We start from the raw sequence: 4,751 nt of genomic DNA on the forward strand, positions 1-4,751 counted from the left end.
TTGGCAGCTGGCGCTTGCGGAAGAGGATACTTCGCTGGAAGAGGAAATTCAAAGCGAATTGGAGGAGCTTTCCGCTATCGTCGAGGCCAAAGAGATCGAGCTGATGTTGTCGGGCGAATATGACGGCAATAACGCGATTTTGACCTTACATGCGGGAGCCGGCGGTACCGAAGCGCAGGATTGGACACAAATGTTGTTGCGGATGTTCACCCGTTGGGGTGAGCAGCATCACTTCAAAGTGGATCTGGCCGATATTTTGCCCGGTGATGATGCCGGCGTAAAAAGTGCGACTGTCACTTTTGAGGGCAAAAATGCATACGGTATGTTGCGTGCGGAAAAAGGCGTACATCGCTTGGTGCGCATTTCACCGTTTGACGCAGCGGCACGGAGACATACCTCGTTTTCCGCGGTCGATGTCATGCCGGAAATTGCTGATGATGTAGTCGTCGATATCAATATGGACGAAGTTCGTGTGGATTATTTTCGCGCCAGCGGTGCAGGCGGCCAGCACGTCAACAAAACGAGTTCCGCCGTGCGAATGACACACTTGCCTACCGGTATTGTGGTGCAATGCCAAAATGAACGTTCCCAGATGCAGAACCGCGAGCAGGCCATGCGCTTCTTGCGGGCGAAACTGTTTGAATTGGAATTGGAAAAACGCGAACAGTTGCGTAAGGATATTGGCGGTTCTCATGAAGCTATTGAATGGGGCAGTCAGATTCGTTCCTATGTATTCCATCCGTATACGATGGTAAAAGATCATCGTACCGGTGTAGAAACCGGTAATGTGCAAGCGGTTATGGATGGCGATTTAGATCCGTTTATCGAAGGCTATTTGAAACAGAAAATGAAGAAATCTGAGGCGAAACCATGAAAAAATTTCTCCTGCTTATCATCATTCTGCTCCTAATCGTTTTTGGGGTGGGGTGGTTTGCGTTACCGAAGATGGTAGAAAACGGTTTGGAAAACTATTTGGCGGAAAAAGTGCCGTCGGAAAAAATTGAAGTTAAAATGGATTTACAGAATCCGTTAGTGCTTTTGGCGGGAACGGTTGACCACATTCATGCGGATGGTTCGAGGGTCGCCCTGGATCCGTTGACGTATGATCGCTTGACGATTGATTTACACAACGTCAAATTTAATATGCGGAAATTGCTCGCCGACCACCGTTTTGAACCGGAATCTATAGGTGATGGTACGCTGGGGGCGACATTGACGGCAGCGGATCTGCAAACTTACCTGCAGGGGCATGTCGATAATATCGACAATTTACAAGTGAGAATTGATGATCGACAAATCAACGTTACCGGTAATGTCGACTTGGCCGGGTTATTATCCGGTACGGTTCTTGTTTCGGGTGAACCGCTTTTATATGACAATGTTCTGCAAATTCGTCCGACCGATTTGAAATTTAATAATATGGGCTTTGCCGGTGTTACGACTAATTTTATGAAACCGATCAAAGTGTATGATTTTCGTGACTTCCCATGGCCTGTTACGGCGAATAAAGTAGAACTCAGTAATCACAGCGTCGTTATGACGGCGTTGGTTCGTTAGGATGGACCGATGTTTGATTATTTGAAAAAGCATGCGATTTTTATAGTGTTATTGGGGATTGCATTTATAGCTGCAGGTGCCATCAATTGGCAACGAATGGTCGTCGAAGATGCCAATCACAGTGTAGAGATGGTTTATGATTACGGGCATGTCACGGAGCTTGCAGCAAGTGAAGGAAAAACTGTAGACGAGGCGCTCGCCCTGTTTCGCAAGGCAGGCGTCACGTCTTTTGCCGTTTATGACGCTACCGTTGAAAAACTTGTCAATAACGGTTATGTACAGATAAAATCCCAACTTTCAACAGAAGATAAAGCGCGCTTAGGCCTGGCTCCGGAGGCAACTGTTATGACGGCTACCGGAAAACAGGGGGCGAATGAACGTTTGCAGGAGGCAAGCGAAGATTTGGCTTTGCGACTGCCTCAAGGCACAGTGACGAAAGTCACCACGCCGGACGGACAATTCATGTTGGCGGTTAAGGCGATTGACGAAAAGGCTCTCAATCAAATGAGCCTCGGCATTTCAGCTGCTGAAATAAAAGACATTCAGAACCACGGGTTCGGCGTGGTTGTACGGCCAACGAATTATACCGCTATGACTAAGGCGAAAGCGGATCACTTCTTGGCACGTTTAGATGCGAATGCGCCTGTACGCGCGATTATTTTTGTCGGCCAGGAAGCATTCGGATATCCGGACCAGATGGATTACATCGGTGAAGAATTAAAAATCCGTGCCATACCGGTAGCTTTGATCGAATCGCCGACACAGTTGCAGTTTGAGAAGCAGCTGGGCACCGTAGATATGGTAAAAAATTTGGATTATTATGGTGTGCGCGCCTATAGTATGTTCCGTGATGAACTGGTGAAATTGAGCGCGGAGGAGGCTTCACAGCGTCATTTCATCAGCGATACGGAGCGTAATATCCGATTGAATTTGTTTTCAGCGTATAAACGACCGATTCCGGGTAAAACTCTTTTAGAATCGGATGCGGCCTATATCTCGTTGACGGCTGAAAAACTGCAGGTACACGATTATGTGCTTGGTAAAGCAAGCGTCATGCCCCATTTTCATGAAAACCGTGCTTTGCAGTTACTCGTATTACTGGGTGTCGGCGCATTAACCGGAGCCGCATTTTGTGCATTGACGGGAGCGCACCGAAAAATTGGCTATGGGATGGCACTGCTTACGTTTATCGGCTTAGGGACTTTGCTTTTTACCCATTGGCAAGTTCTTGCTCGTCAAGTAGCCGCTTTGTTGATTGCGGTAACTACCCCGACGGTAGCTATGTATGGTGTTTTCCGCTATTGGCAGCAAGTTGATTGGCACGAAATGGAATCGCGTTGGAGTTTATTCGGAAAAGCAATGGTGCAACTAGCATTCGTCAGCCTGTTTTCTCTTATGGGAGGATGGCTTTTAAGTGCGATTTTGGCAGCGACGCCTTTCTTTATGGAAATGGAAATTTTCCGCGGCGTTAAAGTGGCATTTTTGTTGCCGGTCATATGTGTAGCTATTTTATATGTACGCATTTTTCCGACGTTTCGCAACAACGCGTACGAGAATTGGCAGGATTTTCCTGATTTTGTCGCACGCTTTTTACATCTGCCGGTACGTGTAGGTACGTTGCTGTTAGTTGGATTTATTGGCATTGCGGGACTGATTTTTATTGGTCGCAGCGGTCATGAAGAAGGAGTACCGGTATCGCAGCTGGAAATTTCGTTACGACGTTTCTTGGAGTCAACGCTTGCGGTGCGTCCACGATCAAAAGAATTTTTGATCGGACATCCGGCCTTTTTACTCGTGCCTCTTGCTTTAGCAAAGCGCTGGCCCCAGTGGCTGCACTTCCTATTGGTCATCGCAGCGGGTATTGGACAAGCTTCCATGGTAGAAACATTTGCGCATATGCGCTCGCCATTATGGATGAGCACATTACGGGGTGTGAATGGTGTATTGATTGGTATCTTAGTAGGGGTTATTGTGATTTTAGGAACCTATGTGTTAAGTGCATTGAATGGATACAGGAGCCGGGCGCATGAAGAAGCCTAGAATCCTTATATCGGGTTATTACGGATTTGGAAATGCCGGTGATGAGGCAATGCTGACGGCGATCTTGGGAGCGCTGTATGAGCGTGAACCCAACGCAGTAGTGACCGCTATCTCCGGTAACCCTGCACGCACACGCGAAACGCACGGCGTGCGTGCCATTTCCCGTTTAGCAATGCCTCAAATTTTGCGCGAAGTAAGTCGTTGTGATTTACTGATTAGCGGCGGCGGGAGCTTGCTGCAAGACGTAACGAGCAAACGTAGCTTGTATTATTATTTGGGCATTATTCGTTTGGCACTTTGGTGTAAAAAACCGGTGTTTTTATATGCACAGGGGATCGGACCGTTGTTCCGGCCGGCGGCTCGCAACACGGTGAGAGATGTCTTGAATCGTACCCAAGCGATTACGGTTCGTGATGAAGGTTCACAAGCACTTTTGACCGAGCTTGGTATAACCGTTCCTCCGATTACTGTGACCGCGGATGCGGTGCTGGCGATGCATCCGGGAGATCCCGATATTGGTCGCATGTTAATGCGGCGGTACGGTGTTTGCGGCGTAGCACCTAAAATCGGCGTATCGGTACGGCAGTGGCCCGGAAACGGCCAGTATAAGCATAAACTTGCGCAAGCTTGCGATGAACTGCAGCACCGGACAGAAGGCCAAGTCATTTTTGTACCGATGCAGTACCCGGAAGATAAAGTGGCAGCCGAAGATATTGCAAGTGCCATGCAGAAGCCGGCGGTTATTTTGGATGAAGCCTATACCACCGCAGAGCTCATGGGAATTATCGGCGCTCTGGATGTGTTAGTAGGTATTCGTTTGCATGCGCTGATTTTTGCCGCTTTAATGGGTGTCCCTTCGGTAGGAATTTCGTATGACCCGAAAGTGGATCGTTTTTTGGAAAGCGTTGGCGAAAAAGCTATTGCAACCATTGACACTGTGGATGTCGATGCATTGGTAGAACTTACTTTGAAACGTTTACAGGAAGGTGTTTCCGATACGGAGCGTAAACAAATAGCGATCTTGCGCTCCCGCTCGGAAGCGACAGCGGACTACGCACTCCGGTTATTGGGAAAGGAGAAGCATAATGACAGCACTCACAGAGAAACAATTTAGCGAGGTCACAGCCTTTGCCCGGCAAATGCGTCGTGATATT

At 48.1% G+C, this 4,751-nt stretch carries 4 protein-coding genes; all 4 read left to right on the plus strand.

All coding sequences use genetic code 11. The features are described 5' to 3' along the window. A partial coding sequence (prfB, locus tag KH813_RS06030; protein ID WP_303994453.1) for a peptide chain release factor 2 occupies positions 1-874 on the plus strand: 874 nt, incomplete at its 5' end. After that, complete coding sequence (locus KH813_RS06035) at positions 871-1,557, plus strand: DUF2993 domain-containing protein (protein WP_303994454.1); 687 nt, start codon at positions 871-873, stop codon at positions 1,555-1,557. The genes prfB and KH813_RS06035, both read left to right, overlap by 4 nt. Positions 1,558-1,566: 9 nt before the next feature. Further along, positions 1,567-3,597: a DUF5693 family protein gene (locus KH813_RS06040; protein WP_303994455.1), complete on the plus strand. Its 2,031-nt coding sequence runs from the start codon at positions 1,567-1,569 to the stop codon at positions 3,595-3,597. Then, positions 3,584-4,711, plus strand: coding sequence for a polysaccharide pyruvyl transferase CsaB (gene csaB, locus KH813_RS06045; protein WP_303994456.1), 1,128 nt, complete (start codon positions 3,584-3,586; stop codon positions 4,709-4,711). The genes KH813_RS06040 and csaB overlap by 14 nt, the downstream gene beginning before the upstream one ends. Positions 4,712-4,751 lie beyond the last annotated feature (40 nt).

Source organism: Negativicoccus succinicivorans (genome assembly GCF_018373335.1).
Lineage (GTDB): Bacteria > Bacillota > Negativicutes > Veillonellales > Negativicoccaceae > Negativicoccus > Negativicoccus succinicivorans_A.

Excerpts from the sequence above, each read along its gene's own strand:
- KH813_RS06035 (WP_303994454.1), top strand. The coding sequence starts at position 871 with ATGAAAAAATTTCTCCTGCTTATCATCATTCTGCTCCTAATCGTTTTT.
- KH813_RS06040 (WP_303994455.1), top strand. The coding sequence starts at position 1,567 with ATGTTTGATTATTTGAAAAAGCATGCGATTTTTATAGTGTTATTGGGG.
- csaB (WP_303994456.1), top strand. The coding sequence starts at position 3,584 with ATGAAGAAGCCTAGAATCCTTATATCGGGTTATTACGGATTTGGAAAT.